The sequence below is a fragment of the Moritella sp. Urea-trap-13 genome, from assembly GCF_002836355.1.
Classification (GTDB): Bacteria; Pseudomonadota; Gammaproteobacteria; order Enterobacterales; family Moritellaceae; genus Moritella.
The window spans coordinates 469,213-493,926 of the sequence record NZ_PJCA01000027.1 but is presented as its reverse complement, the minus strand read 5'-3'; the positions used below and the strand labels follow the sequence as shown (position 1 = coordinate 493,926).

26 protein-coding genes are annotated in these 24,714 nt (G+C 41.1%); 6 read left to right on the top strand and 20 right to left on the bottom strand.

The features are described from left to right. Nucleotides 1-8: 8 nt before the first annotated feature. The 13 genes from CXF93_RS05035 to sbcD form a co-directional block, all read right to left on the bottom strand. Complete coding sequence (locus CXF93_RS05035; protein WP_101061328.1) at nt 9-1,391, bottom strand: Na+/H+ antiporter NhaC family protein; 1,383 nt, start codon at nt 1,389-1,391, stop codon at nt 9-11. 361 nt (nt 1,392-1,752) lie between these two features. Further along, a complete protein-coding gene (locus tag CXF93_RS05030) occupies nt 1,753-2,031 on the bottom strand; it encodes a peptidylprolyl isomerase (RefSeq protein WP_101061327.1) in 279 nt (92 codons plus the stop codon). A 151-nt stretch (nt 2,032-2,182) separates the two neighbouring features. Beyond that, nucleotides 2,183-2,776, bottom strand: a complete 594-nt coding sequence (locus tag CXF93_RS05025; protein WP_101061326.1) for an HAD-IB family phosphatase — start codon at nt 2,774-2,776, stop codon at nt 2,183-2,185. After that, on the bottom strand, nt 2,773-3,162 hold the full coding sequence (locus CXF93_RS05020; RefSeq protein ID WP_101061325.1) for an NUDIX domain-containing protein: 390 nt from the start codon (nt 3,160-3,162) through the stop codon (nt 2,773-2,775). Before CXF93_RS05020 ends, CXF93_RS05025 begins: the two co-directional genes overlap by 4 nt. A 46-nt stretch (nt 3,163-3,208) precedes the next feature. Continuing rightward, a complete protein-coding gene (locus CXF93_RS05015; protein WP_101061324.1) occupies nt 3,209-3,577 on the bottom strand; it encodes a VOC family protein in 369 nt (122 codons plus the stop codon). Between the two features lie 85 nt (nt 3,578-3,662). Next, a complete protein-coding gene (locus CXF93_RS05010; RefSeq protein ID WP_101061323.1) occupies nt 3,663-4,103 on the bottom strand; it encodes a YtoQ family protein in 441 nt (146 codons plus the stop codon). A 98-nt stretch (nt 4,104-4,201) separates the two neighbouring features. Beyond that, on the bottom strand, nt 4,202-4,723 hold the full coding sequence (locus tag CXF93_RS05005; RefSeq protein WP_101061322.1) for an isoprenylcysteine carboxylmethyltransferase family protein: 522 nt from the start codon (nt 4,721-4,723) through the stop codon (nt 4,202-4,204). A gap of 36 nt (nt 4,724-4,759) precedes the next feature. Continuing rightward, nucleotides 4,760-4,978 carry a DUF6500 family protein gene (locus CXF93_RS05000; protein ID WP_101061321.1) on the bottom strand — a complete coding sequence of 73 codons (219 nt, stop codon included), beginning with the start codon at nt 4,976-4,978 and terminating at the stop codon, nt 4,760-4,762. Nucleotides 4,979-5,081: 103 nt separating this feature from the next. After that, the gene (locus CXF93_RS04995; RefSeq protein WP_198551589.1) at nt 5,082-5,594 is read right to left on the bottom strand and encodes a methylated-DNA--[protein]-cysteine S-methyltransferase; all 513 of its coding nucleotides are present in this window, start codon (nt 5,592-5,594) and stop codon (nt 5,082-5,084) included. A 64-nt stretch (nt 5,595-5,658) separates the two neighbouring features. After that, entirely contained in the window at nt 5,659-6,390 is a 732-nt protein-coding gene (locus CXF93_RS04990) for a glucose 1-dehydrogenase (protein WP_101061319.1), read from the bottom strand. Between the two features lie 145 nt (nt 6,391-6,535). Continuing rightward, entirely contained in the window at nt 6,536-6,919 is a 384-nt protein-coding gene (locus tag CXF93_RS04985) for a DUF4440 domain-containing protein (protein WP_101061318.1), read from the bottom strand. A gap of 154 nt (nt 6,920-7,073) precedes the next feature. Then, nucleotides 7,074-10,745, bottom strand: a complete 3,672-nt coding sequence (locus tag CXF93_RS04980; RefSeq protein WP_101061317.1) for an AAA family ATPase — start codon at nt 10,743-10,745, stop codon at nt 7,074-7,076. After that, a complete protein-coding gene (gene sbcD, locus CXF93_RS04975) occupies nt 10,745-11,995 on the bottom strand; it encodes an exonuclease subunit SbcD (protein WP_101061316.1) in 1,251 nt (416 codons plus the stop codon). Before sbcD ends, CXF93_RS04980 begins: the two co-directional genes overlap by 1 nt. A gap of 144 nt (nt 11,996-12,139) precedes the next feature. On the opposite strand from sbcD, the gene CXF93_RS04970 reads away from it, so the two are divergent. Next, the gene (locus CXF93_RS04970; RefSeq protein ID WP_232784108.1) at nt 12,140-12,931 is read left to right on the top strand and encodes an MBL fold metallo-hydrolase; all 792 of its coding nucleotides are present in this window, start codon (nt 12,140-12,142) and stop codon (nt 12,929-12,931) included. Between the two features lie 103 nt (nt 12,932-13,034). Here the strand turns inward: CXF93_RS04970 and CXF93_RS22210 are convergent, their stop codons facing one another. The 3 genes from CXF93_RS22210 to CXF93_RS04960 all read right to left on the bottom strand — a co-directional run bounded on the left by CXF93_RS22210 (nt 13,035) and on the right by CXF93_RS04960 (nt 14,205). Then, nucleotides 13,035-13,223, bottom strand: coding sequence for a hypothetical protein (locus tag CXF93_RS22210; RefSeq protein ID WP_232784107.1), 189 nt, complete (start codon nt 13,221-13,223; stop codon nt 13,035-13,037). Nucleotides 13,224-13,285: 62 nt separating this feature from the next. Further along, complete coding sequence (locus CXF93_RS04965; RefSeq protein WP_017220407.1) at nt 13,286-13,480, bottom strand: DUF4250 domain-containing protein; 195 nt, start codon at nt 13,478-13,480, stop codon at nt 13,286-13,288. Between the two features lie 110 nt (nt 13,481-13,590). Then, nucleotides 13,591-14,205 carry a tetratricopeptide repeat protein gene (locus CXF93_RS04960; protein WP_101061315.1) on the bottom strand — a complete coding sequence of 205 codons (615 nt, stop codon included), beginning with the start codon at nt 14,203-14,205 and terminating at the stop codon, nt 13,591-13,593. A gap of 261 nt (nt 14,206-14,466) precedes the next feature. Here CXF93_RS04960 and queC point away from each other — a divergent pair, with 261 nt between their 5' ends. After that, complete coding sequence (gene queC / locus CXF93_RS04955) at nt 14,467-15,195, top strand: 7-cyano-7-deazaguanine synthase QueC (protein ID WP_101061314.1); 729 nt, start codon at nt 14,467-14,469, stop codon at nt 15,193-15,195. Nucleotides 15,196-15,337: 142 nt separating this feature from the next. On the opposite strand, the gene CXF93_RS04950 is transcribed toward queC, so the two are convergent. Next, on the bottom strand, nt 15,338-16,594 hold the full coding sequence (locus CXF93_RS04950) for an HAAAP family serine/threonine permease (protein ID WP_101061313.1): 1,257 nt from the start codon (nt 16,592-16,594) through the stop codon (nt 15,338-15,340). Nucleotides 16,595-16,867: 273 nt separating this feature from the next. Here CXF93_RS04950 and CXF93_RS22350 point away from each other — a divergent pair, with 273 nt between their 5' ends. The 4 genes from CXF93_RS22350 to CXF93_RS04940 are packed head-to-tail and all read left to right on the top strand — an operon-like array spanning nt 16,868 to nt 19,564. Next, the gene (locus CXF93_RS22350; RefSeq protein WP_255418820.1) at nt 16,868-17,227 is read left to right on the top strand and encodes a DUF1800 family protein; all 360 of its coding nucleotides are present in this window, start codon (nt 16,868-16,870) and stop codon (nt 17,225-17,227) included. Next, nucleotides 17,218-18,390, top strand: coding sequence for a DUF1800 family protein (locus CXF93_RS04945; RefSeq protein WP_255418827.1), 1,173 nt, complete (start codon nt 17,218-17,220; stop codon nt 18,388-18,390). The genes CXF93_RS22350 and CXF93_RS04945 overlap by 10 nt, the downstream gene beginning before the upstream one ends. 5 nt (nt 18,391-18,395) lie before the next feature. After that, nucleotides 18,396-18,578 carry a twin-arginine translocation signal domain-containing protein gene (locus CXF93_RS22045; protein WP_198551588.1) on the top strand — a complete coding sequence of 61 codons (183 nt, stop codon included), beginning with the start codon at nt 18,396-18,398 and terminating at the stop codon, nt 18,576-18,578. Then, nucleotides 18,575-19,564 carry a DUF1501 domain-containing protein gene (locus CXF93_RS04940; protein ID WP_198551587.1) on the top strand — a complete coding sequence of 330 codons (990 nt, stop codon included), beginning with the start codon at nt 18,575-18,577 and terminating at the stop codon, nt 19,562-19,564. Before CXF93_RS22045 ends, CXF93_RS04940 begins: the two co-directional genes overlap by 4 nt. A gap of 61 nt (nt 19,565-19,625) precedes the next feature. Here CXF93_RS04940 and CXF93_RS04935 read toward each other — a convergent pair whose 3' ends face one another. From CXF93_RS04935 to CXF93_RS04925, 3 genes are all read right to left on the bottom strand, one after another. Then, on the bottom strand, nt 19,626-20,327 hold the full coding sequence (locus CXF93_RS04935) for a response regulator transcription factor (protein WP_101061312.1): 702 nt from the start codon (nt 20,325-20,327) through the stop codon (nt 19,626-19,628). Between the two features lies 1 nt (nt 20,328). Next, nucleotides 20,329-22,833 (bottom strand): cache domain-containing protein, encoded by a 2,505-nt coding sequence (locus CXF93_RS04930; RefSeq protein ID WP_198551586.1) that lies wholly within the window; start codon nt 22,831-22,833, stop codon nt 20,329-20,331. A gap of 203 nt (nt 22,834-23,036) precedes the next feature. Next, on the bottom strand, nt 23,037-24,710 hold the full coding sequence (locus CXF93_RS04925; RefSeq protein ID WP_232784106.1) for an acyl-CoA synthetase: 1,674 nt from the start codon (nt 24,708-24,710) through the stop codon (nt 23,037-23,039). Between the last annotated feature and the right edge of the window lie 4 nt (nt 24,711-24,714).

Genomic DNA, 24,714 nt, shown 5'->3' with positions numbered 1-24,714 from the left:
TTTAACGATTAAGCGAGCCAGATAAATCCAACAAACGTAATAGCGGCAGCGATTAACGTATAAGGCAATTGCGTTAATGCATGACTCATCAAGTTGCAATCAGAACCTTGCGCAGCCAACACCGTCGAGTCAGAGTAAAAACACGCCTGACTACCAAATGATGATGCTGATAATAACGCCCCTATCACTAACGGAATATCTGCATTCAGAGATTGCGCTAACGGCATTACAATTGGAATGGACACGGCAAAAATACCCCAGCTAGAACCCGTTACAAACGCTAATATAGACATAGATAAAAACACCACTGCTGGTAATAATTTCGGTGTCATAAATGGCGTTAAATGTTCAATAACATATTGTGACAACAGTAATTGATCGCTCACATCTTTAAAAATAAAAGCGGCTATAACGGTACAAATCGCCGGTAACATCGATTTAAAACCATCAATCATTTGTTCCATCATGTCGGCCAGTGGCATAATTTTTTGCACGGCATAAAACGGCAATGTAATGGCTAATGTAGCTAATAGCCCCATCAACACATCGATGTCAAAATACACCGTAAAACCGACTAATAACAAGATCGGCACAACAAAGTTATGTAACTTACCCGTGTCGTCAGCATGCTTAAATTCATCTTCAATGGCTTTAAGCGCGTATTCATCAGAGGTTTGGATCTCTTCTAAATCAACTTGAACCAAAGCTGGTACACCTTGCGCAGCCGCTAACTGTGCTTTTTTCATTGGACCAAATGTTGGCACGATACCAACAATCACTAATACCACCATGATCACCGAAAGCCAGGCGTATAACATATAGGGAATTGCTTCCATGTATACCGCGATACCCTGCCCTTCAGCAGCAATACCATTGTCGACAAGTAAACCGCCGAAAAATACCGCCCATGTCGATAATGGTACTAACACACAAATTGGTGCGGCAGTAGAATCAACAACATAAGCAAGCATTTCGCGAGACACTTTAAACTTATCAGTCACGCGCTTCATCGTCGAACCAACCGTTAATGCATTTAAATAGTCGTCGATAAAAATAGCGACGCCTAATAAAAATGTCATTAACAAAGACGATTTAGGCCCTTTGGCAAATTTCATCGCATAGCGGCCAAATGCCATCGAACCACCCGTTTTCACGAGTAACGCAATTAAGGCACCAAAACCACCGCAGACTAAAATAAGCCAACCGATAGTCTCATCTGTCATTACAGAGAGGGATATCGCAGAAAAATTGGTTAGCGCACTATGAGACTCAATTAACATGAGTCCGACAAATGAACCAATAACCAACGAAAGGATAGGACGTCGTAATACAACGGCTAACACCAAAACCACCACAGGTGGAATAAGACTTAAGGCTGTCGCTTCTGACATGCTTTAAGATCCTTCTAAAATAGAGCCAAAACGGCTAAGTAAATTAAAAGACTCAAATGGAACAGGTGTTTTTATCTGAGTTTAATGCTGCTTTACATGAGCAAAACACCAGCTGGGTAGGAGGTTGCTGGCGCTTGTTTACACTGCTTGGGACAGGGTCGTTAAAACATCGAGCGGAATTTAATCCCGTTTTGATTTGGAGTCAACAAAAAAATATATTAATTTGTAGATTATCTTATTGTTTCAGATATATGTTTATTGTTATGACTATTTATTAAAAGTATTGTTACAGATTGAAATTAGATTTGAATACAGCGGTATTCCTCACATCACAAAGGATGCGAGAAACATAAAATGATAATTAGCTACGGCTAGTTACTTCTAATAAATGATAACCAAATTGTGTTTTTACTGGGCCTTGTACTGTATTTACAGGTGCTGAAAATACAACTTTATCGAACTCTGGTACCATCATCCCTGGACCAAACTGACCTAAATCACCGCCTCTAGAGCCTGAAGGACAATTTGAATTTTGCTTCGCAACGTCAGCAAAATCAGCACCGGCTTCGATTTGTGCTTTTAGTTCATTACACTTTGCTTCGTCGTCTACTAAAATGTGTCGTGCAGTTGCTTGAGCCATGTTTTTTTCCTTTATTTTACGAGGGGATATAAATTTAAAATAAGTGTAAGGCAAAAAAATAAAAAAGGCGAGTAATGCTGAAGGTTTATAAGTTAAGCAATTGGGCTTGACTAACTTATGATCAAGATCACTTTTATCCAGAGAAAACTTACTAAGCCACTTCTCGCCATTGGTAATACTTGGTATGTGCCAATTCCAGCATGGGGTGATCTTCTGCAGTATCACCGTAGGCAAAAATGATATCAAACAAGGTTAAATCAAAGCGTTGATTGATGAACCTAACCTTGTTGTCACCGCCACAATCCCCCTGTACATAGTTACCAGTGAGTAGTGAAGACTTTGATTCCAACTCACTGCATATCAAGTCTAAATCGTGTGTTTTACACCAATAGGAAAGGTACGGATTGAGTGACGCGGACACCACAACGACTTTGTCACCGCGCGCTTTGTGCCAGCTAATCTTTTCCATTGCCGTTGGTCTTAATACAGAAGGTAAATAGTCCGCAGCAAACCTTGCACCTAGCTCAAAGATCTGCGGTTCACTACGATTACAAAAAGCGAACTTAGCCAAGAGAGGTCTGATTTTCGCCGCCGGATATAAGCCTAACTTGTGTAACAAGATAACCGGTGATAGCAGTACCATACCTGCAATTAAGCGATGTTGGGGGGTGGCGTAAAAGATGAATTTGGTAAACGCATCTTCGTGGGTAATCGTGCCGTCAAAATCAAAAAATGCGATATTCACTCTAAATACCTTTTTAGTTCAGCCAGTATCGGCGGGATTGTCGGAGCACAGACGTGAGGTATAGCTTCTAGAGCGAACCAACGAACTTCACGACATAAATGCGGTTCGGCGTTTATTAGTTCACCTTGCCAATCATCACACACGTAAACATAATGCTGACAATCCACATTAGGATCCGACAGCTGAGCTAAAAAACAAAGGTTGATAGGTTCAACACCTACCTCTTCTAATGATTCACGAAGCGCACTGACTTGCGGGTGCTCACCAAGTTCAATTCGACCACCAGGAAGGCTCCACTGCTGATCGAGAAACTCGGTATTTTGACGATAAGCAAGCAGTACTTGAGAGCCTTTAATGAAGATAATTTGGACGACATCCTGAAACATTGCTTATCCTTAAAATCGTATTTTTTTAAAATTTAAGGTTTAACGTCTAAGGCTTACAATGAAAATTCAACTTGTTACCATCGAGATCTCTAAAATAAGCACAATAGTAACCACCAGAGCGCAAGCCTGGATCACCTTCATTTTGTCCACCTAAAGCTAATGCTTTTTTATGCAGCTTATCTACGTCTTCGACCGAAGAAACACTTAAAGCGACCATGGTGCCATTGCCGTAACTAGCATCTTCACCATCGAACGGGTTTCCAATTGCGAGCATAGGTTTACCTTCACCAAAACTCCAGGCTAAAAATATTTTCGAATCTGCTACTTTTTCCGCACCCATCATCTTCATTAACGAGCTGTAAAAATAACGCGAAACATCGATATTTTGTGAGCCTAATATTACATATCCAATCATTTGTATTCTCCTATACGGAATTGAGTTCACCTTACCTTGCGATAAACAATGCAGGCGCAATAGCGGTTGTTACATACTCGCATTATTACTTAGCGACCAAGTATGTCAATATCTCCACAATTTGACTTGGCGTAGTAGCCCAAGATTGCGCCGAACCATCAACTTCTTTTAACGCATGGATCAGACTTTCATCATGTAGCGTGATGTAAGGTTTACCTAAAGCGGCGCAGTAACCTGCGTCGAAGGCTGCATTCCACTGTTTGTACTTTTCACCGAAACGTATGACCGCAAGATCACAACTTTTAATAGCCGCTTGAGTACGAATTGCATTCACTTTTGCTGATTTATGGTCTCGCCAAAATGCAGTATTTTCTTCACCTAAGCAATCGCCAGCAGCATCACTTGCTTCATGATTTGTTACCGCTGAAGTAAATTGAATATCGAGCCCTTTCTGCTTGCAGCCATTAATAATTTGTTCGCGCCAATCACTGTGAATTTCACCTGACAAATAAACAACATATTTCATAAAGCTAACCTCTTATATTCTGGTATAAAAATCTATATAGAAAAACCAACGCCCTAATATCGAGCAAGCACCTTATTGTAATCGTTAATAGAAAAGACTCATAACCAACGACGAACTTTTTCCTGATAACGGATAAATTCTGGACCGAATATATCTTTAAGCGCTCGCTCTTCAGGTTCAATCTGAAAGTGGTTCATATAAAGCACGAAGCCTACAATGCCTATACTTACCCAAGGGGATGATAAATACACAGTCCATGCGAGTAACAATAAAGCGAAACCAACATACATAGGGTTACGAGATATAGCGTAAACACCCGAGCTTACCAGCGCCGTTGTGGTTTCAGGTTTAAAAGGGTTAACTGTTGTTTTAGCTCTGCGGAAAGAAATGACACCAGTAAGGCAAAAAAATATACCAGCAGCGATAATTAGTATTGATAACATCAAACGTACTGCGGTATCCATTTCGACCGCTGGGACTATAAATGAAATGGACCACATCGCGAACGAAAATAGTCCCGCGACAAGTGGTGGCGGGACTCTATTTTTAAGTAACGTATGTTTAAGTGACGCATTCTTAAGTGCCGTATTTTTAGGTGCTTTGTTTTTAGGCTCTGGCATATTACTCTCCTTGCTTATATGTTTGGTGCTTAACCTCTACAGCCCGTCTTGGATCATCTTTTTAATGATCATTGCTTTAACGAAGTGGTCTAATTTATGGGTTTGGATCCACCAAGTAGCGACTTCCATCAGTAACTCTGGATTATCATTTTTGTTGGCAAAAAAGGCATAAAATGACAGGCCAACATTATCGCCTTTACTGTCTATTTTCTTATTACAAACGTCGATTATTTTGTTTCTTAATTGTTGTTTCATGATCTACTCATAGCTAGAAATCAATCGTCATGTTTAAGGTTTTAGAGCGCTGTTCTATTTCAAATAGTTTGATATCAAACGATCTATATCAGATGATGCAATATCAAATAAACAAGTTTTGCTCTAATTCTAACAGGCGTTTTTTTAACGACAAACCACCACCATAACCAACGAGTTCACCCTTACTGCCAATAATACGATGGCAAGGAATAATAATTGCCAATCCATTTGCGCCATTGGCACTTCCAACCGCTCTCACTGCACTTTCATTGCCAATGGATAATGCTAAATCCAGATAAGTAGCGGTTTCACCATATTTAACGTCTGCTAATCTATTCCATACTGCCTTTTGGAAATCAGTACCAACCAGCAGTAATGGAATATCAAAAACACTACGATCTCCAAAAAAGTACTCTTCAAGCTGTATCTTCGCACGCGTCAAAATCGCATCATTTTGCTCGACAAATGACGCGTTAAGGCCACGTTGAATGCGGTTATCAACAGACTCTCTCATTTTTCGGTAGCGAAAATCACACAGGCAAAGTTTGCCGCCATATGAACCAAGCACAAATTCTGCATAAGGATGTTTAAAGTATTGGATATTAATTTGAGTCAAAATGATGTCCCTATTTAGAATGACTTATCTGTATTGATAACGTTCTGCTCACTTGATTAAACGGTTACTTACCGCCTGCTATATCCATAAACGAACCTGTTACGTAAGAGGCTTCATCAGATAACAACCAAACGATGGCATTAGCGACTTCTTCTGGCCTACCACCCCGTTGTAACGGGATTTGTGAACTTAACCTTGCAACACGGTTTGGTTCGCCACCATCGGCGTGCATTTCGGTATGAATAAAACCAGGTCGAACACAGTTAACGCGAATACCACTGGCTGCGACTTCGAGTGACAAGCCTTTAGTTAAGGTATCCATTGCACCTTTAGATGCGGCGTAATCTATGTATTCGTTTGGCGCACCACTTCTTGATGCAGCAGAGGACACATTCACAATCGCACCACCACTATCCATACGTTTGATAGCTTCCCTACAACACAAAAAGCAACTTGTTACGTTGGTAGTCATGACTTTATTGAAGCGTTCTAAGCTTAAATCAACTAGACGTGATTGCGTAAATAAAATACCGGCATTGTTGACCAGATGGGTGATCTGACCAAAGCGTTGTTCGGTGGCATCAAACAATTTAACGACATCATCTTCATTGGATACGTCAGCAGCAAAGGCAAAGGCTTTACCGCCAAGTTCGGTGATTTTAGTAACTAAAGATTCAGCGTCAGCAGTGCGGGAATGGTAATTAACACAGACCGCGTAACCTTTTGAGGCTAACAGCATTGAAGTGGCGGCGCCAATACCTCGGCTACCACCAGTTACTATTACGACTTTATTCATAGCACTTACAACTCCATTTTAAGTGATGCCTACCAGCGCCTTTGTAGGGTAATCTTCTACGCAGATATTGCTAGGATATTGTTTATATTATGCAATATTCCCTATCGCTTGCTGAAGCGTACTATCCAAATTATCTAGTTCAATCTCATTTTTCAGCAATAAATAATTCAAATGACTCACAAGCAGTACCTTGATGATACTTCAATTGCCATTGTGTTCCATTTAATACCCAAATTGATGAACGTTTAGCGAAGTGACTGCTTTTACCTAACTCATCAACTGACGCTGATTTATACAGCAGTAACTGAACCGACTCTTCGAGCTGAATACATTCATAATGTTGAGAATGAATAAAACCATTCGATGGTTGCTCATTTTCCATCATTTCAATAATCGATTGGTAGTCGTAACTTATACCTGATTCACCAACCTCTCTAAAATTACAGTGAATTAACCGAGCTATATCAGCCTTACTCTGTCGGGTTTCATACTGATGTAACGCGATTTCTTGTTCGATCAAAACATCCATTTTTACCCCTAGATCAAAGTAATACAGTTATAAACTATCAATCTCGACTTACAATAACAATATGTTAAATAAACAATATCAGCCCCAAGACAAAAAAGGCGATAGTACCAATCCTATCGCCATTCAATTCATCACTCACAGATACAAGCTAAAACTAGCTCACGACTTCAAACGAACTCAGCCCTAGTCCACTACCCTTATTCACTTTAACTTGTACTGGAATACGTTCTTTCAAGGCTTCAACGTGACTAATAACGCCAATCATCTTACCTGAGGCATTCAAGTTATCCAGCGCATCCAAAGCGATATCTAACGTCTCAGCATCGAGCGTACCAAAGCCTTCATCAAGGAATAACGAGTCAATGCTGGTCTTGTGACTAACTAAGTCAGATAAGCCTAGTGCCAACGCCAAGCTCACTAAGAAGCTTTCGCCGCCTGATAAGGTTTTGGTATCACGTACTGCATCGGCTAACCAAGTGTCCACTACCTGTAAAGCCAGCGCTTCACTGCCAGACGCCAGTTTACGTTGCAGTTGATAACGGCTGTGTAAACGATCTAACTGTTGATTGGCTAAGGTAACAAGGTGATCGAGCGTTAAGCCCTGCGCAAAGCGGCGGAACTTGCTGCCGTCTTTCGAGCCAATCAAACTTTGCAGATAAGCTTTGTCATCATAGTCCGCTTCACAGTCTTTAATTTGTTGATAGAAATCAGCTAAATCGGCGCTACGTGCGGCATCATCAGCAAGGCGCTGTTTCAATTCACCTTGACGTTGTAAAACTTGATTTAGTTCGACAGTCATCACATCTAACTGCGCAATAATCGCTGCGAGTTCAAATTCCGTAACCTGCGCCTGTTGCAGTGTTAATAAACGTTCATTAGCTTGCTCAAACAATGCCTGACAACGGGTTAAGTTAGCTGTCAGTTGCGACTTAAGCGCCAATAATCGCTGCTTTTCTTCTGCAGGTAATAACGCTTGGTAAAACTCAACGTCAGTGGCGAATGGACTCGCTGCTAGCGCGTGTTGCCATGTCGCTAAGCAATCCACCGACTCTTGCTGTTGTTGTGCTAAACCTTGTTGTAACGTGGTTAACTCGCCTTGCTGCGCGTGTAACTGATTCGATAATGCAGTCGCTTGCGCTGTACTTGCTTGCTGCGCTTGTTCAGCGCTGCTTAATTGCTGCTGCATAGCCAGTCTTGCATCCACCACACTGCGTTGACCAAATAACTGCTGACGTTGCTGCTGTTTATCAGTCAAAGTCGCCGACAGGTTAGTTAACGCAATCAGAGTTTGAGCAATAACCGCATCCAGCTTAACTTGCTGCTCACGTAACGGCGTCAATTGACTGTCTGCAGCAAGGAACTGTTCGCTTGCAGTCTGCAATAACTGTGCTTGTTGTGTCCATGTTTGCATGGCTTGCTTGCATTGCGCTAACCAGTTGTCGAGTTGACTCCATTCCGGCAGTGATAAACCTAACTCAGTCACGCTATTAGCTAATGCTTGTTGTAACTCGTTTAGCACCAGCCCTTGTTGCTGCGTTCCGCTTATTAGCTTTTGCTCAACATCTTGAGCTGCTTGTAAGTCACGGTTCACTAGCTCAATTTGATGTTGCAGTTGTGCACTGTGTTTATCAAATTCAACCAATGCTTGCTGCGTTTGCTGTAATTGCACTGTTGCTGCTTTTAAACCTTGGATGCGTTGTGACAATTGCTCTAATTGCAGTGCTTGCTGCTGCACAAATGCCTGCGTACTCGCGCTATCCGCGATCATCAAATTGGCATTCAACTGCTGAGTATAATCTTGCCATTGTGCAATTAAAGATTCTAGTTGCAGCTGTAATGTCGCATTACGGCTGTTGAAGCTATCTAATTTTGTTTTTGCTACTTCCAACTGACTTCTAAGTTCGCCGCCCTCAGTTTTAATTTGCTCTAACGTTAAGTCTAATTGCGCTTTACGCTGCGCCGTTAGCGAATCGCTAATGTGCTGATATTCCGCGATCAGTGGGTGTTCTGTCGAGCCACATAACTGACACGCTTGTCCCGCTTCAAGTTGGCTGCGTAATTGTTCTAAGCTGGCAATCTTTTGTTCTTGCTCTAATAAACGCTGAACATCGTTGAATTCTTGTTTCTTAACTTTAAACAGGTCGATTTTTGCTGCGATCTCAACATTAACGCCAGTTAGCTTTTGCTCTAATGTGCCAATGCTCGCTTGATTGGCTGTAAACTCTTGCGACTCGCTAATATAACGTTGCTCTAAACCAGACAACTGCTCAACAATGCTTTGCGCGCGTGATTTCTGGCTAAACACATTCTCAAGCATAGTTAAATCATCACCCGCTAACAAGTTAGCTACTTGCTGCTGCGCCTGATTAACCGCATCGTTCACCGACTGCTGACGCTCAGAGTTTGCCATAACAGAAGTCGACAATTGCTGTTGCGAAGTTTGGCTTTGCTTTAACAGCGCTTGGTTGTCAGCCACTTGCTGATTTAATACCGTTAAGCTTTGTTGCTGTTGATTACATTGCTGGATCTGGCTTTGCCATAACGGTAAGCGTGTATTCAGCTCTGCATCTTTGCTGTGCTGCTGTTGATATGCCTGACAATCATTGACCGTTTTTTGGGCTTGCAGCGCGGTTTGCGTTAACTTAGCTAATTGCTGCTGCGTTGTTTGCTGTTCGCTATTCTGCTGCTGTTGTAGCGACTGACATTGTTGCAACTCTTTGCTTAGCTGGGCGCAATCATTATCCAATGGCATTATTTGGTCATTGATTAAAGTTTCTTGCGCTTGGCTTTGCTGCTTAACGTCATCTAATTGTGCTTGAGTGACTTTGCTTTGGTCTTGATTAGCTGTAACCGCACTTTGCGCTGATGCCACAGATAGCTGCAATGCCTGTTGCTGTTTATCTAATTCCGCAAGCTTACTGTTAGCTTGGTTTAAATGCGTAAACGGCAGATGTAATGCTTCAGCTGGCTCTGCTTTTTCTAACTTATCTAACTCAGGTTGTTGTCTTGTAGTGTCCTGCTCTGCAGTGGTTAAACTACTTTGCGACTGGCTAACACCTTGCTGTGCTTGTTCAAGCTGTTCACGCCATTGCTTTTGTTGCTGTAGCGCTGTTTGCTGCTTGGTTAAATCAGTAACTAAGGTTTCGACACCCGTTTGTTCAGTGGCAATCTCGCTGCGTTGTTCGTCATTCAGCAGATTAACGCCATCGGCTTTGGCACGTAATTTATCTAATTCTGCTTTCGCGACATTATGGCTTTCAAATACCGCTTGCGAGATCTGGCCGTAAATTTCAGTGCCTGTCAGTTCTTCTAATAATTCCGCGCGATCGTTAGCTGGGGCATTCAAAAACGCCGCAAATTCGCCTTGGGATAACAACATCGATTTACGGAATCGCGAAAAGTCTAACCCCGTAATTTCCGCCACCAGCTGTTTTTTCAATTTTACTTGGCTAGCAAGAATGTCACCCGACACCACTTCCGCCAATTCCACTTTCATTTCTTGTAAGTTGCCCTGCGCACTATTTTTAGCACGGCGTTGACTCCAGCTCGCACGGTAACCTTTACCTTGAACTTCAAATTCAACTTCGGCGGCACACTCTGCGGTATTACGCGTCATAACCTCATTTTGAGATTTCGATATCGCCAGACGCGGAGTCTCGTGATACAAGGCCAAACAAATCGCATCAAGAATGGTGGTTTTACCCGCGCCTGTAGGCCCTGTAATAGCAAACAAGCCATTACTCAAAAACGGTTCTTGGTCGAAGTTAAGCTGCCACTCGCCTTTTAACGAGTTAATATTTTTAAAGGAAAGACGTTTGATCTTCATTATTTTTCCTCCTGCGTTGCATGCTCGACTTGCTCTACAATCTGTTTAAAGGCTAATTCGATACGTGATTTACGCGCAATTTCTGCATCCGTGGTAAACTCAACGCCTTGTAAACAACGTGCAAACACATCATTCACCGACAGTTCTGATAAGGTTTCTTTCACTTGGCTATGCAAATGTTGCTCTCTGTCTTTACGTGCTCGGCGCACTTGTAATACTTCCACTGGCAAGTCTGTGGTCATAGCTTCAATACGGGTTTGTAAATCGGTAAGGTAGTCTTGCTCTTGCACTTCAATGCTTAACCACACAGGTAATGGATCGGTATGGGTTTTGAAATCGGCTAATTGCGCTTCAATACTTTCCAGATTACCTTTAATTGCCTGCATAGGTTGAAAGCGTGGAATCGCTAATTCGGTGACAGAATCGAACTTACCTTCAACAAAATTCACTAAGTTAACGCTCTTTTGCTGTTTCACTTCATCAAAGCTTAATGGGATTGGCGAGCCGCTGTAACGGATATGTTCTGATTTAGCGACTTTTTGTGCGCGATGAATATGACCAAGGGCAATATAATCTGCCGCAGGGAATTGATTCGCAGGGAATGCCTCTAATGTACCGATGTAAATATCACGTACTGATTCTGTAACCGAAACACCGAGTGCAGTTAAATGACCAGTAACGATAATCGGTACCGCGCTATTGTCTTTATCATTATGCTGCTCACGCTTTTTCTCGGCCAGTTTATACAAATTGGCGTAATGCTCTGTAATTGCCGCACCTAAGCGTTGCTGTTTTTCACTACCTGACTGCCATGCTTCACTTTGCATTACATCACGAGGCCGTACAAACGGCACGGCACACAATAATGCCCCCAGTTGACCTTGGCGGTTTTTAAGCTCTAACACTTGCTGGTCTAAATCAAGCGATACACTCGAAATAACTTGGGTATTAAGTTGTGACAATAATTGCTTTGATTCATTGAGCGTTGCTACCGAATCATGATTACCCGCTAGAATAATTAACTGACAGTTCACCTTGCTCATGGCAACAACAAAACTGTTATATAACTCACGCGCATAACTTGGCGGCGTGCCAGTATCAAAAATATCACCAGCGACAATAACCGCATCCACTTGGTGTAATTCGACCTGTTCAAGTAACCAAGCCATAAAGCAGCTGTGTTCGTTGACGCGACTTTTAGTAATGAAATGCTGGCCAAGATGCCAATCTGAGGTATGTAATATTTTCATGAAACGTGGGGTTCCTAGCGTTAAAGGTAAGCTATCGCTAGTGTAGATAAATACTGGTTTTACTGCCAGTAGTTTTGCTTAAATTTGCTTAAGTTACAAAAATTTAACATCTCATGGGTTTTATCGACGCAAAACTGTGCGAGAATGATTGAACAACTAGATACTTTAAAAGAAGTCGCGTGCATGCAGATACACCACATCAAAGGTTATATTCAAACGATTTTGTTAGTCGAATATCCCGACAAGTTAATGTTACTTGATGGTGGCTGTCGATGTGATGTGCCGGTGATTAAAACCTTCATTACCGATACCCTGCAACGTGACATCGGCGATTTAAAACTGGTATTGGTATCGCATATGCACCCTGACCATGCTGGCGGTGCACACTTATTACGTAAACAGTTTGGCTGTCAAATTGCTTCGGTAGGCTTTGAAAAACAGTGGTATCAAGGTTTCAAAGGCCGTATTGCACACAGCATAGATGTGATGCTGGCGTTATATGTGGCACGTCGTAAGGGTAAAAAATGGCAGAATATTTATTATCACCCGCATCTTAAACCCGATGTTATTTTACAAGACCAAGCACTAGTGCCTGAGTTTGATGAGTGGATGGTACATTTTACCCCTGGTCATACCGACCGTGATTTATCATTCTTGCATCAACCGACTCAACTTATGTATGTCGGCGATATGATTTTAAAACTGCGGAATAAATTTACCTCCCCCTTCCCTATCTATCAGCCCGATGCCTACAAGCAATCATTAAACAAATTATTACAACTTAACATCACCAAGATATTAATGGCTCACGACGGTTACAGTGATATTAACGCCGCAGACATCCAGCTGTTAATCAATAAGAGCACAAATCACCCGTTAACCGTCGCAAATGTAATTAAATACAAACTGGCCAAGCGCAAGACCAATCATAGCTAAGTATTATTATCGCCACTCTAAAATTCTTAGTGGTGTAATGAGAGTCGGCGAGACTATCTGACGATCTATTCTTAAGGTACGGTGTTGGTTATGGTTATCGCGATCAAACGAGATAATAACTTACATAGGTTAATATTAAGCTGAATAAGCCTACAGTTAGTACGCGCAGCTCAGCTCTCTCGGCTGGAGGTTGATTGTCCCCTGAAGCCGCGGCCATATTCTGCCATAACGTCACACTTCCCTGTGGATCAAAACACGCTTTCGCCATCAATTGAGACGGTGTTTTAGCCACTTTTCATAATCCGGTATACACGCCAATATGACCACCCGGTAATGCAAACTATTTGCTCAATATTAAAAACTTTTAAACTGATTAGTTTTGGTATCGTAATGATAACCCAATGTATCGAGTTTATTGGCGAGGGCTTCGGTAGGCATGTCATAAGACGCCGACAGATCATGCAGGTCGGGACATTCTAGTCGTAGTTTTTCGTTAACAATACCCAGTAAGATCGCGGTATCCATTTGTTCAAAATTACTTAAATCCATCTTCATCACCTATCAATAATATGTTGATAAGTTAAGTTTAGAAGAGTGCTGATAATTTTACAGGTAGTGTTAACGTATTATATTATTCTTTACTATTTATCGATGTCTTATTAAGACTTTTTAAACCAATTACTGATGAAAGAAAAACGGGTTTTCTTACGTAGCGCGAGCTTTTCCAAAATCGCTTCATCAATCCACTGTTCTGACATTTTACGGGCATTATCCAGTGCTTTACGATCCATTTTAGCTTCGATCATTTTCAGCACTTTCTTAATTTCTTTATTATCTTCGCCATTAAGTTGTGCCGCATTCAACCAAGCATAACCTAAACCGTAATGCTGCTGAATACCTTCGGCGTATACATACATCATACCTAGCTGTAATTGTGCTTTAACATAACGCTTACGCGCCGCTTCTGCGTACAGTCTAAACGCTTGGATCTTGTCCGTGTCAGTACCAAGTCCATTAAAGAACATACCTGCAAGGTTACACTCTGCCGCAGATACTTCATATTTAATCACTTCAGCTGAGTACGCATCAGGATTGCTGGTAAATGAACGCACCGCAATGCTGTACCAATAAAAAGCATCATCAAAATGGCTTCGCGCATAGCACATATCAGCCGCGGCAAGTTGAGAAAAAGGACTGCCCTGCTCTGCTTCTGAGATAATTTGTAAACCGGGATCCTTCGGCTTTAATTGCGTATTTTCAGTATTATTTGACATGCTTATACTTACCAATAAAACAAAAAGCCAGCAAACGCTAACTTATACATAAACGTGATCGCTATATACTATGTTTATATACAGCAGTTATACATTCTACCGAAACAAATCAATCCTGCCTAGTTGCTATTTCGACGTTTTTTTTTAACCAGTGACAGGCAATTGTTTAAGCGACTTTAACCACCGATTTAGCCGTGTTTGAATATACTTGTGCTATTATCGCCTAATTAAAGCTTGGTAATATCGATATAAGGACAAAAAATGTCACAGCAGACAGCAAACAAAGCCGTATTAGTATTTAGTGGTGGTCAGGATAGCACTACTTGTTTAGTCGATGCACTGCAACGTTATGACAGTGTAGACTGCATTACCTTTGATTATGGCCAACGTCATAGCCAAGAGATCGAGGTAGCGAAGAAAACAGCGGCTTATTTCGGTGTTAAAAATCATAAAATCATTAATGCTGATGTGCTTGGTGAACTAGCAATTAGCTCATTAACACGTGACGATATCTCGGTATCTCACGAGTTAATGGACAACGGTTTACCGAATTCTTTTGTCCCTGGTCGTAATATCATATTCATGACGCTGGCGAGTATCTATGCTTACCAAGTTGGTGCTAACACGGTTATCACCGGTGTATGTGAAACAGATTTCTCTGGCTACCCTGATTGTCGTGATGAATTTATCAAATCGATTAACCAAGCTTGTAACTTAGGCATGGCGAAAGAGTTTAAATTTGAAACGCCATTAATGTGGTTAAACAAAGCAGAAACATGGGCACTTGCAGACTTGCATGATGAACTTGATTTTGTGACACACCAATCTCTGACTTGTTATAACGGTGTCGTCGGTAAAGGTTGTGGCGATTGCCCTGCGTGTCTATTACGTAACAATGGTTTGAATGATTATCTGTCTAACAAGACATTGCATATTACCGCACTAAAAGGCAAATTGCCTCGCTTAGCAAGTATTCAAACTACGTCATAATAGCGCTTATAATAAGTAGCTAAACCTCAATTGCATGTTCGATTTAACTACATGCAATTGAGCCTTTCTTCAGAAACTAACAGTCCCTATTTTATCCCGTACGCTTAGACTGCAATCTAATTACACAATCTTATTAAGAGTCTTATAGGAATACGTTAAACACTAGCGCAGAGATTGCTATCAATCCCATGATGGCGACGAAGATATTACTTAAAGCACCACGGTATTTAGCCAATGCTTCAACTTTATGTACCGCATACATAGGCATCACAAACAAAATCATCGCAATAACCGGTCCAGAAAACATTTCCATCATATTCAAAATACTTGGATTCATTACTGACACAATCCAGATAGTGATAAACAGTATAAAGATAGTCAGCTTATTGATAGCCGCAGGTTTCATATTTACCTGTTTACGTATCAGACCATTTAAACCTTCTCGCGCACCTAAGAAATGCCCAAAGAATGACGATGTAATGGCAATGAAAGCGATTAAAGGACCCAAAGAAGCAATTAAGGCATTATCTTTCGCATTGGCAAGATACGATAACACCGATATGTTTTGTATTTTAGCTTCCAACAACTGCGCAGGAGTGAGGCTAAACACGCATGAAAACACAAAAAATACCACAAACGAAATAAGCATGATTGACGTACGTTTCAGGATTTGTTCTGATTTACCCACTGCTTGTTTACCATAATGGCGCTTTTGTGCCATCGAAAAGCTGGAAATCGCCGCAGCATGGCTAAACGCAAATACTGTGACGGGCACGGCCAACCATAATGTACGCGAAAACTCAGCCATATCCGTAGTCAGTGATATGTCAGGCACTTGCCAATCTTGGATCATGTAGATTGATAGTCCGGCAAGAATAAGCACCAATGGATACACTATGATCTCAAACGCTTTGAGAACTAGTTTTTCTCCCCCCATCATCACACCGACCATACCAGCAACCAATATGCCGGATAACAACACACGCGACGGTGATTCGAAACCAAGTTGATTAACGATAAAGCTATCTACCGTATTGGTTAAGCCAACACCATAAATAAGTAAGATAGGATAAATAGATAGGAAATAAAGCACAGAGATAATGCGACCGGCATTATGACCGAAATGTTCTTCAACGACATCGGTAAAATCAGCCTCGGGGTTTTTCGATGAAAGTACAAATCGAGATAAACCTCTATGCGCCCAAAAAGTCATCGGCCCCGCGAGCAGTGCCATAATGATAAGCGGCCAAAATCCACCAGCGCCTATATTAATAGGCAAAAACAATATACCAGCCCCTACAGCAGTACCAAATAAACTAAGGGTCCACTTGGTATCATGGGCATTCCAACTTTCACTAGCTGATTGAGATTGAGACTGACTACTTTTAATATTTAACACGTATTAATCCTTGATATATCGAATGCAGTTTATTTAACCAGATTTTAACTTTAAAATGGATAGCTTAACTGCTTGCACCTTAAAAATCAGTGGTATGGACAATACACAGGCTTAATATCGATGTAAAGTATTGTTAACCACAATGCAACATAGGTCACATCCAATTTACATCTTTATGGGTAGTGCTACATATATGGCCATGAAATAACGTCAGAATAGTGATAGCATCATTATATACTTTGCTATGTCCCGTTGTTCTCCAGGTAATTATTTATGTCACTAAGTACTACATCACTATCTCACGAGCAAGCCGCACGTTTTTTATCTCGGGCAACATTCGGGGCTAAAGGCAATGATATTAACAACCTAGTCAATACTAATATTACCGATTGGTTTACTACACAGTTTACGTTTCCAATAGAGAGTCATCTAACTAAAATGCGTGAGTTTGCAGACGCGACAGGCGATGCTTACAACGAAAATCCTCGTATGAGCGCTTGGTGGGATTTTACCGTCAATAGCCAAGATACCCTACGCCAGCGCCTTGCGTTTGCACTAAGTCAAATAGTGGTAGTGTCAAAAATGGCGGGCCTAATTCAGAAGGACTTGCCGAGTATTATGACCTGTTATTAACCCACGTTTTTGGTAATTTCAAAGACTTACTCAAAGCAGTTACCCTCAGCCCTGCAATGGGTAAATTCTTAACACTCTCTGGAAGTCGTAAAGCCAATCCCGCGAAGAATACTTTTCCCGATGAGAATTATGCGCGTGAAGTAATGCAACTATTTAGCCTTGGCCTATGGCAACTAACTAGCGATGGTATGATTGCGGTTGATGGCAATGGGAATCGTATTCCGAACTACACTCAGACCGATATTGAAGAACTTGCACGTGTCTTCACTGGTTGGAAAACAACTAATTACCACCACCCCATGTATGCTGATGAAAATCAACACGACAGCGATGAAAAACAAGTGTTAGGCCATCTGTTTCCTGCGGGACAAAACGCATTACAGGACGTAGAACAAGCCGTTGAAGTATTATTTCAACATGCTAACACTCCTATATTTATTGCAACATTACTGATCAAACGCCTAACAATAAGTAATCCACGTCGAGAATATATTCAACGCGTGGCCGATATTTTTAAAGATAATGGCTCAGGCATACGCGGTGATATGCAAACCATCATCAAGGCTATTTTGCTAGACGACGATTTACTCGCAGGTATTGCAATGCAAGATCACCTGCAACAAGGTGGCAGCCAACGTAACTTTGGTAAAATTAAAGAACCGCTCATTGCAATGGCAAACTTAGCTCGCGCTTTAAATGTACAAAGCAATCACCCTGCCCGTTGGTACGACTGGATCGGAACACGTAATAACTTTGGCCAAGCACCTTTGTGCGCACCGAGCGTGTTTAATTTCTATGATCCAGACTATGCCCCTAATGGCGAAATAACGGATGTCGAACTTGTGGCTCCTGAGTTTGCGATCTTAAATACCGATATTATGCGCCGAATTAACAATGCGATGTGGAACACGGTTTTATCGTATCGTAATACCAAAGAGACACAGTGGACATGGGACGAAAGCGAATTCATCAACAATATTGAGGACGTCGATGCTTATATTAATATCGTTAATCAACGCCTCTTTTCAGGTTTAATGTCAGCTGAAACCACAACAGAAATAACCCGTATATTTCTTAGTTATGAACCATCAAAAAGCACCAATCGCCTTCATGACACCTTATTTGTCGCCCAATGTTGTCCTGAATTTCGCTGCCAAGAGTAGATAATATGAAAGTAAGTAGACGTAATTTTATTAAAGGCAGTTTGGCGCTAAGTGCCGCTCCAGCCCTCAGTGCTTGTAACAGTGAAACAGACAACTCACCAGAGAATAACAATACCGGTCCCAAGGCATTGGTTGGCATTTTTCTATTCAGCGGTAATGATGCGTATAATATGGTGATGCCAATGTGATTGTTAACTCAGGTCAACTCGTTCAACCATTGATCGGTCATAATAAGAGTGATGCTTTATATCCAGAATTCCTCATGGCACACAACCTTCAGCAAACCATGTGGCAGTCTGGCGCATTAAATATGGCAGAGCGTCAAGGCTGGGCTGGACGCATGGTGGATCGAATGAATATTGCCGGTATGTACTCCCCACTGATCTCGATCAATGGGGATAAAAAATGGTTACGCAGTGATAGCCATGAACAAATGCAAATGGCGTCATCAGGTCCTGGCGATTACAAAGGTATTAACACCCAAACGTTTGAATCGATGACGACTCTGTGGGACCAAAGTTATAGTAACTTATATCCCGATAATTACGGTCCGCATATGCGTAGCCGTTATTTAGAAAATGAGAACCTGAAAGATATATTATCTACCATCGATGCTGACAAATATGTTTATCCTGATTCTAAGCTCGGTGGGCAACTAAATATGGTGGGTAGCTTATTGCGTGCTCGCGATCAGCTTGATCACACGCGACAAGTATTCATGGTCGGTATAGGTGGTTTTGATACTCATAATAATCAACTCGCAGATCATGCGGGGTTATTAACACATCTAGCAGAAGCCATGGCAGCATTTCAACTTGAGTTAGAACAAGAAGGTATTGCCGAACAAGTCACTACGTTCACTATGTCAGATTTTGGCCGCCGTATTATGGCGAATAATTCAGGTACTGATCATGGTTGGGCTGGACACCAACTCATTATGGGTGGCGCAGTCAAAGGCACTCAACAAGATAACTTCGCGATAGGTCGATGGCCTGATCTTGCGCCGAACAGTGAATACGATCATAACAAGGGGCGCTTAATACCGGAAATAGCCGCTGATCAAGTCAATGCAGAATTAGCTAAATGGTTTGGTTATCCAGCTGATTCAATCGCAGATCTATTTCCCAATTTACCGTATTTTAGCAATGAAGATAATCTGAGTTTGTTTCGATAATGTATAATGATTAGCGAGACATTATAAATACGCCAATCTAAAGTAGTGTGGAGAGAAAAAACTATAACCACTCTACTGTTGGCGTGAACATATAACCCGCGCCATACACCGTTTTAATAATTTTCGGGTCTTTATGATCAATCTCTATTTTTTTTCTCAATCGCGACATTCGCACATCAATACTACGATCAAAGCTCATTGCATTTTCACTTAACAATCGTTCTCGACTTAATATTTGCTGAGGTGCAGCGAGAAATAATTGTAAAATATCCGCTTCAGCAACACTTAGCATATAGGTTTCAGCATTACTGTGGGTCAGCGTCAAGGTTGATGTATCAAAAGACCAATCTGAAAATTTCGCACAAGACTTTTCAATACTCACCGTCTCCGCCACAATTAAGCGCCGAACAATACTTTTAACTCGGGCAACCAGCTCTCGTAAGTCAAAAGGCTTAGCAATATAATCGTCAGCTCCCAACTCTAAACCCAGTATTTTATCTGGTAAACTATCACGACCAGATAAGATCATAACACCCATTTTTTGATTGTTGAATAACTCTCTAACTAAGGTCAATCCGTCCATATCTGGCAACCCTAAATCAATAATACACAATGCCGGTGTTTTGGCTTTTACCGCTTGTAATGCTGTTTCTCCCGAGGTGAAAAATGCAGTTTCAAAATTGTATTGATCTAACTCTTGGCAGACCAGTTTACAAATATCCACCTCATCATCAATTACATAAACTAATGGTTTAGTTTGCACGTTAGGCGTCCTTATCTATCGTATTAGTTGATTCTTTCACTGCATTATCAAGTGCACAGCGCAGCTCACTCGCAGAAAATGGTTTCCGTAAAAGCACAATGCTCTCGACATTATTCAAACGTTTATCATTTTCGAAAACATAACCACTCATTAATATCACTTTACTTGCGGGCGCTTGGCGTAATAGTCCATCAGCCAATTCAAAACCAGTTTTCGAACCCGGCATACTAATATCAGACAACATGCCAAACAGGTTCGGTATCGCGGTTATCAGTTGCTCTGCTTCATCACTATCTGTCGCTTCTATCACGTTAAATCCAAAAGAGATAAGCTGTTCACGCACTACAGCACGAACATCAAAATCATCTTCAACCAGTAACATTAATTTATCTGTAAAATTACTGTCATTCGTACTGTTATCATCTTTATCCTCTCGTTTCGGCAACTTTTTATAAGCTAACAAAGGTAACAATAACGTAATTTTAGCGCCGCCATTGGTCCTATTACTCAAGTGAATAAATCCACGTGATTGTTTGATAAAACCAAATACCATACTTAAACCTAAACCAGAGCCTTGGCCCGATGATTTGGTGGTATAAAAAGGCTCAAATGCCATATGCATCGCATCAACCGTAAAACCACAACCACGATCAATTACATCAATCAGTACATATTTTCCGGGTACGACAGGCTCATCAAAATTGGTACCGGATTCGATATCGATACAACTGAGATTAATACCAATTTCTCCGCCTTCAGGCATCGCATCTTTAGCATTTAACATTAAATTAATAAGACAGTTTTCTAGCTGGCTCGGGTCAACGTTAGCTTGTAATAAACGACTAGAAAAGTACGTATCGATGACAACAGTGCTCGGTAATGAGTCTTTAATCAGTTCCACCGTGCCATCAATCAAATCAGCAATGTTAATGCGGCAAGGTTGTAACGGTTGACGACGAGAAAAGGCTAACAAGCGATTGGTAATATCACTACCTCTACGGGAGGCGCGTATAGCAGGCTCTAATTTTTTCAGCAGTATATCATTCTCTGAAAAGCGCCGTTCAGCAGCAACCAAATTACCGAGTATAATAGTCAAAATATTATTAAAATCATGAGCTAAACCACCAGCAAGCTGACCCACAGCATTCATCCGCTGAGCCTGCATTAATTGCTGCTGTACACGTTTACTCTCTAACATACTCAATTGCAATTGCTGATTACTTTTCACTAACGCTTCGGTTCGGGATGCGATGGTTAAATCCAAGTTAGTAATATTATCGCGCAACTGCGTGACCATTTGATCAAACGCGATCCCCAAAACACCAAACTCATCTTGACGTTTTATGCCACTGGTTAACGTTAAATCACCACGACTCACTTTTTTTGCCACAGCTGCAAGTTGTGTGATCGGGTATGTCACCCAATTAGAAAATAGTAACGCAAGAATAATCGCGACAAACAATGCTAACAAACCGATCAACATAATACGTTGGCTAAGTAGTTTACCGCTACTTTGCAATTCATCGACATATACTGAAGAGCAAATGTACCAGCCTAATCCTTTGATATAACGAACCAAAGATAATTTTTCATAAATATAATTACTCGGTTCAGTCGGTCTATCCCATTGGTAAATCAGTTCATTTCCAGTATCAGCGACATCGATGAGTTCTTGTAATATAGATTGCCCTGTCATTGGATTTTTTAATAATAATGCATTCGTCGCTTCAATATTATCATTAGGATGAACTAACATATTACCTTGCTCATCAAAAATAAATAAATACCCTGTTTCGGCAATAACAATATCTTCTATTGACTGCCGTAAATCAGTAATTACTTCCGCTCTACGCGATTCAGTGCCTTGTTTAACGTCATCAATATAAACACCAGTGCCAATAAAAAAGTCCCATTCCGGAAAATATTTTACATAAGATATTTTCTCAACATCTTTACTCTCACCCAGCCGTCGCCAAGGATATTGATAAAATCCAGCGCCCTCTGAACGTGCTTTTAATATTACTGTTGGGAACACCAACTCGCCATTCGAATCTCTTAAATTCGAGGCATCCATACCATAAAAATGTGGGTCGGGATGAGATAGAATTGTCGATTTTTGGTCTGCAATCCAAATATAACTTCCATTACCATAAGTAAAACTGCGGAGTCCTTCATATAGATTAGTATAGGCTTGTTGCGGGGTGAGTTGATTTAATTGAGACTCCGCGAGTGAACCAGCCACGTAAACCTCAGCAAGATCGATTACCGATTTCATATTGCGCTTATGGCCGTCAAGAGCTTCACGTTGATAAGCGGCTAAGCTAAGCTTCATTTTATTAGCCAGATCAACAACATTATTTAGTACCATACGACTAGAATTTCTTTCTGTTTCGTAAACTTTTGCATTAATTAGCGGAACTGAATAAAAATAAATGACCGCGAATAAAACCAGAAGAATGGTGACGATAGAAGAGAAGAAAACACGGGATAATTTATATTTTAACAACACTTGCTTCCTAGATATGCGTTGACTTATAAATAATTTTAACATAACGGTAACTAAATTGAGTGATTCAAGATCAAGTTAGCAACTAAAAATGACTGGTTGCCACACCAGCCAAAAGTAACAGGTAAAAATAGCAAACTAACGGTTAATATCATATATTTTGAGTTATTAACCGCCTGCAACATCCTATACAAGGCTAAGTACTAGGTTAAATCATTGGCGCGTTGACGCAGTAGAAATTTTTGGATCTTACCCGTTGAGGTTTTCGGTAACTCACCAAATACAATTGTTTTTGGGGTTTTAAAGTGCGCCATATTATCTCGGCAAAAACTCATAACTTCTTGTTCAGTAATATCCGTATTCGGCATTGGCGTAATAAATGCGCACGGCGTTTCACCCCATTTTTCATCCTTTTTCGCAACAACTGCGACATCTTGAATTTTTGGATATCGGTAAAGAATATCCTCCACTTCAACACTCGATATATTTTCTCCCCCAGAAATAATTACATCTTTTGAGCGGTCTTTTATCTCGACATAACCATCTTCATGCCAGACAGCCAAATCACCGGAATGAAACCACCCCCCAGCAAACGCTGCTTGTGTAGTCGAGGGGTTTTTCAAGTATCCTTTCATGATTAAATTACCGCGCATAAAAATTTCCCCAATTGACACGCCATCTTTTGCTACAGGTTCCATCGAGATCGGATCGGCAACCATTAATTGATCAAGCAACGGAGAACGTACACCTTGACGTGATTTCAAACGCGCTTGTTGTTCACAGGTTTTATCATTCCATTCATCGTGCCATGCACAAACGACAGATGGGCCATAGGTTTCTGTTAAACCATATACGTGGGTGACCTTAAAACCAGACGCCTCCATACCTTGAATAACGGAAGCTGGAGGTGGAGCACCTGCAGTCATTACTTTGACTTCTTGAACGATGCCAGATTTTATTGATTCATCAACACTATTAAGCATATTTAATACAATGGGCGCACCACAAAAATGCGTCACTTTTTCTGTCCGAATTAAATCATAAATGGCTTCTGCACGAACATGACGAGAACTCACACTGATCCCCGCAGTAGCGGCAATTGCCCATGGAAAACACCAACCGTTACAGTGGAACATTGGTAAAGTCCACAGGTACACGGGATGATTACCCATTTCCCATGATAAAATATTGCTAACCGCGTTTAAATAAGCACCACGATAATGATAAACGACCCCTTTTGGATCGCCAGTTGTACCCGAAGTATAATTGAGTGAAATGGCATCCCATTCATCGTCAGGCCGAACCCAAATAAAGTCGTCATTGCCTTCCGCTAAAAATTGATCATAAGTTAAATGTCCAATGAACTTACCGCCATCAAACGAAGGATCGTCAATATCAATAACAAGTGGCTTATTGGCTAACATTTTCACCGCTTTTTGAACTACCGCACTAAACTCTCGATCGGTGATCAATACCTTAGTTTCTGCGTGCATAAGAATAAATGCAATGGACTCAGAATCTAAACGCGTATTAATAGAATTCAATACGGCCCCCGCCATTGGTACCGCAAAATGCGCTTCAAAGTGCTCACTAATATTTGGTGCTATAATCGAAACGGTATCACCTTTACCAATTCCACGTTTTATCAATGCGCTAGCAAAACGGCGACAACGTTTATACACTTCTGACCACGTATGATGAATTTCCCCATTAATAGTGGCCGTTTTATTTGGGTAAACAAATGCAGCGCGTTCTAAAAAAGAGATGGGAGTTAACGCCACATAATTTGCATCCGTGGCTGGTAAATACTGATCAAAGATATTCGTTGGCTGCATATTCCCTTGCAGTTCATTTCGATTCATTGTTGATATTGACATAAAT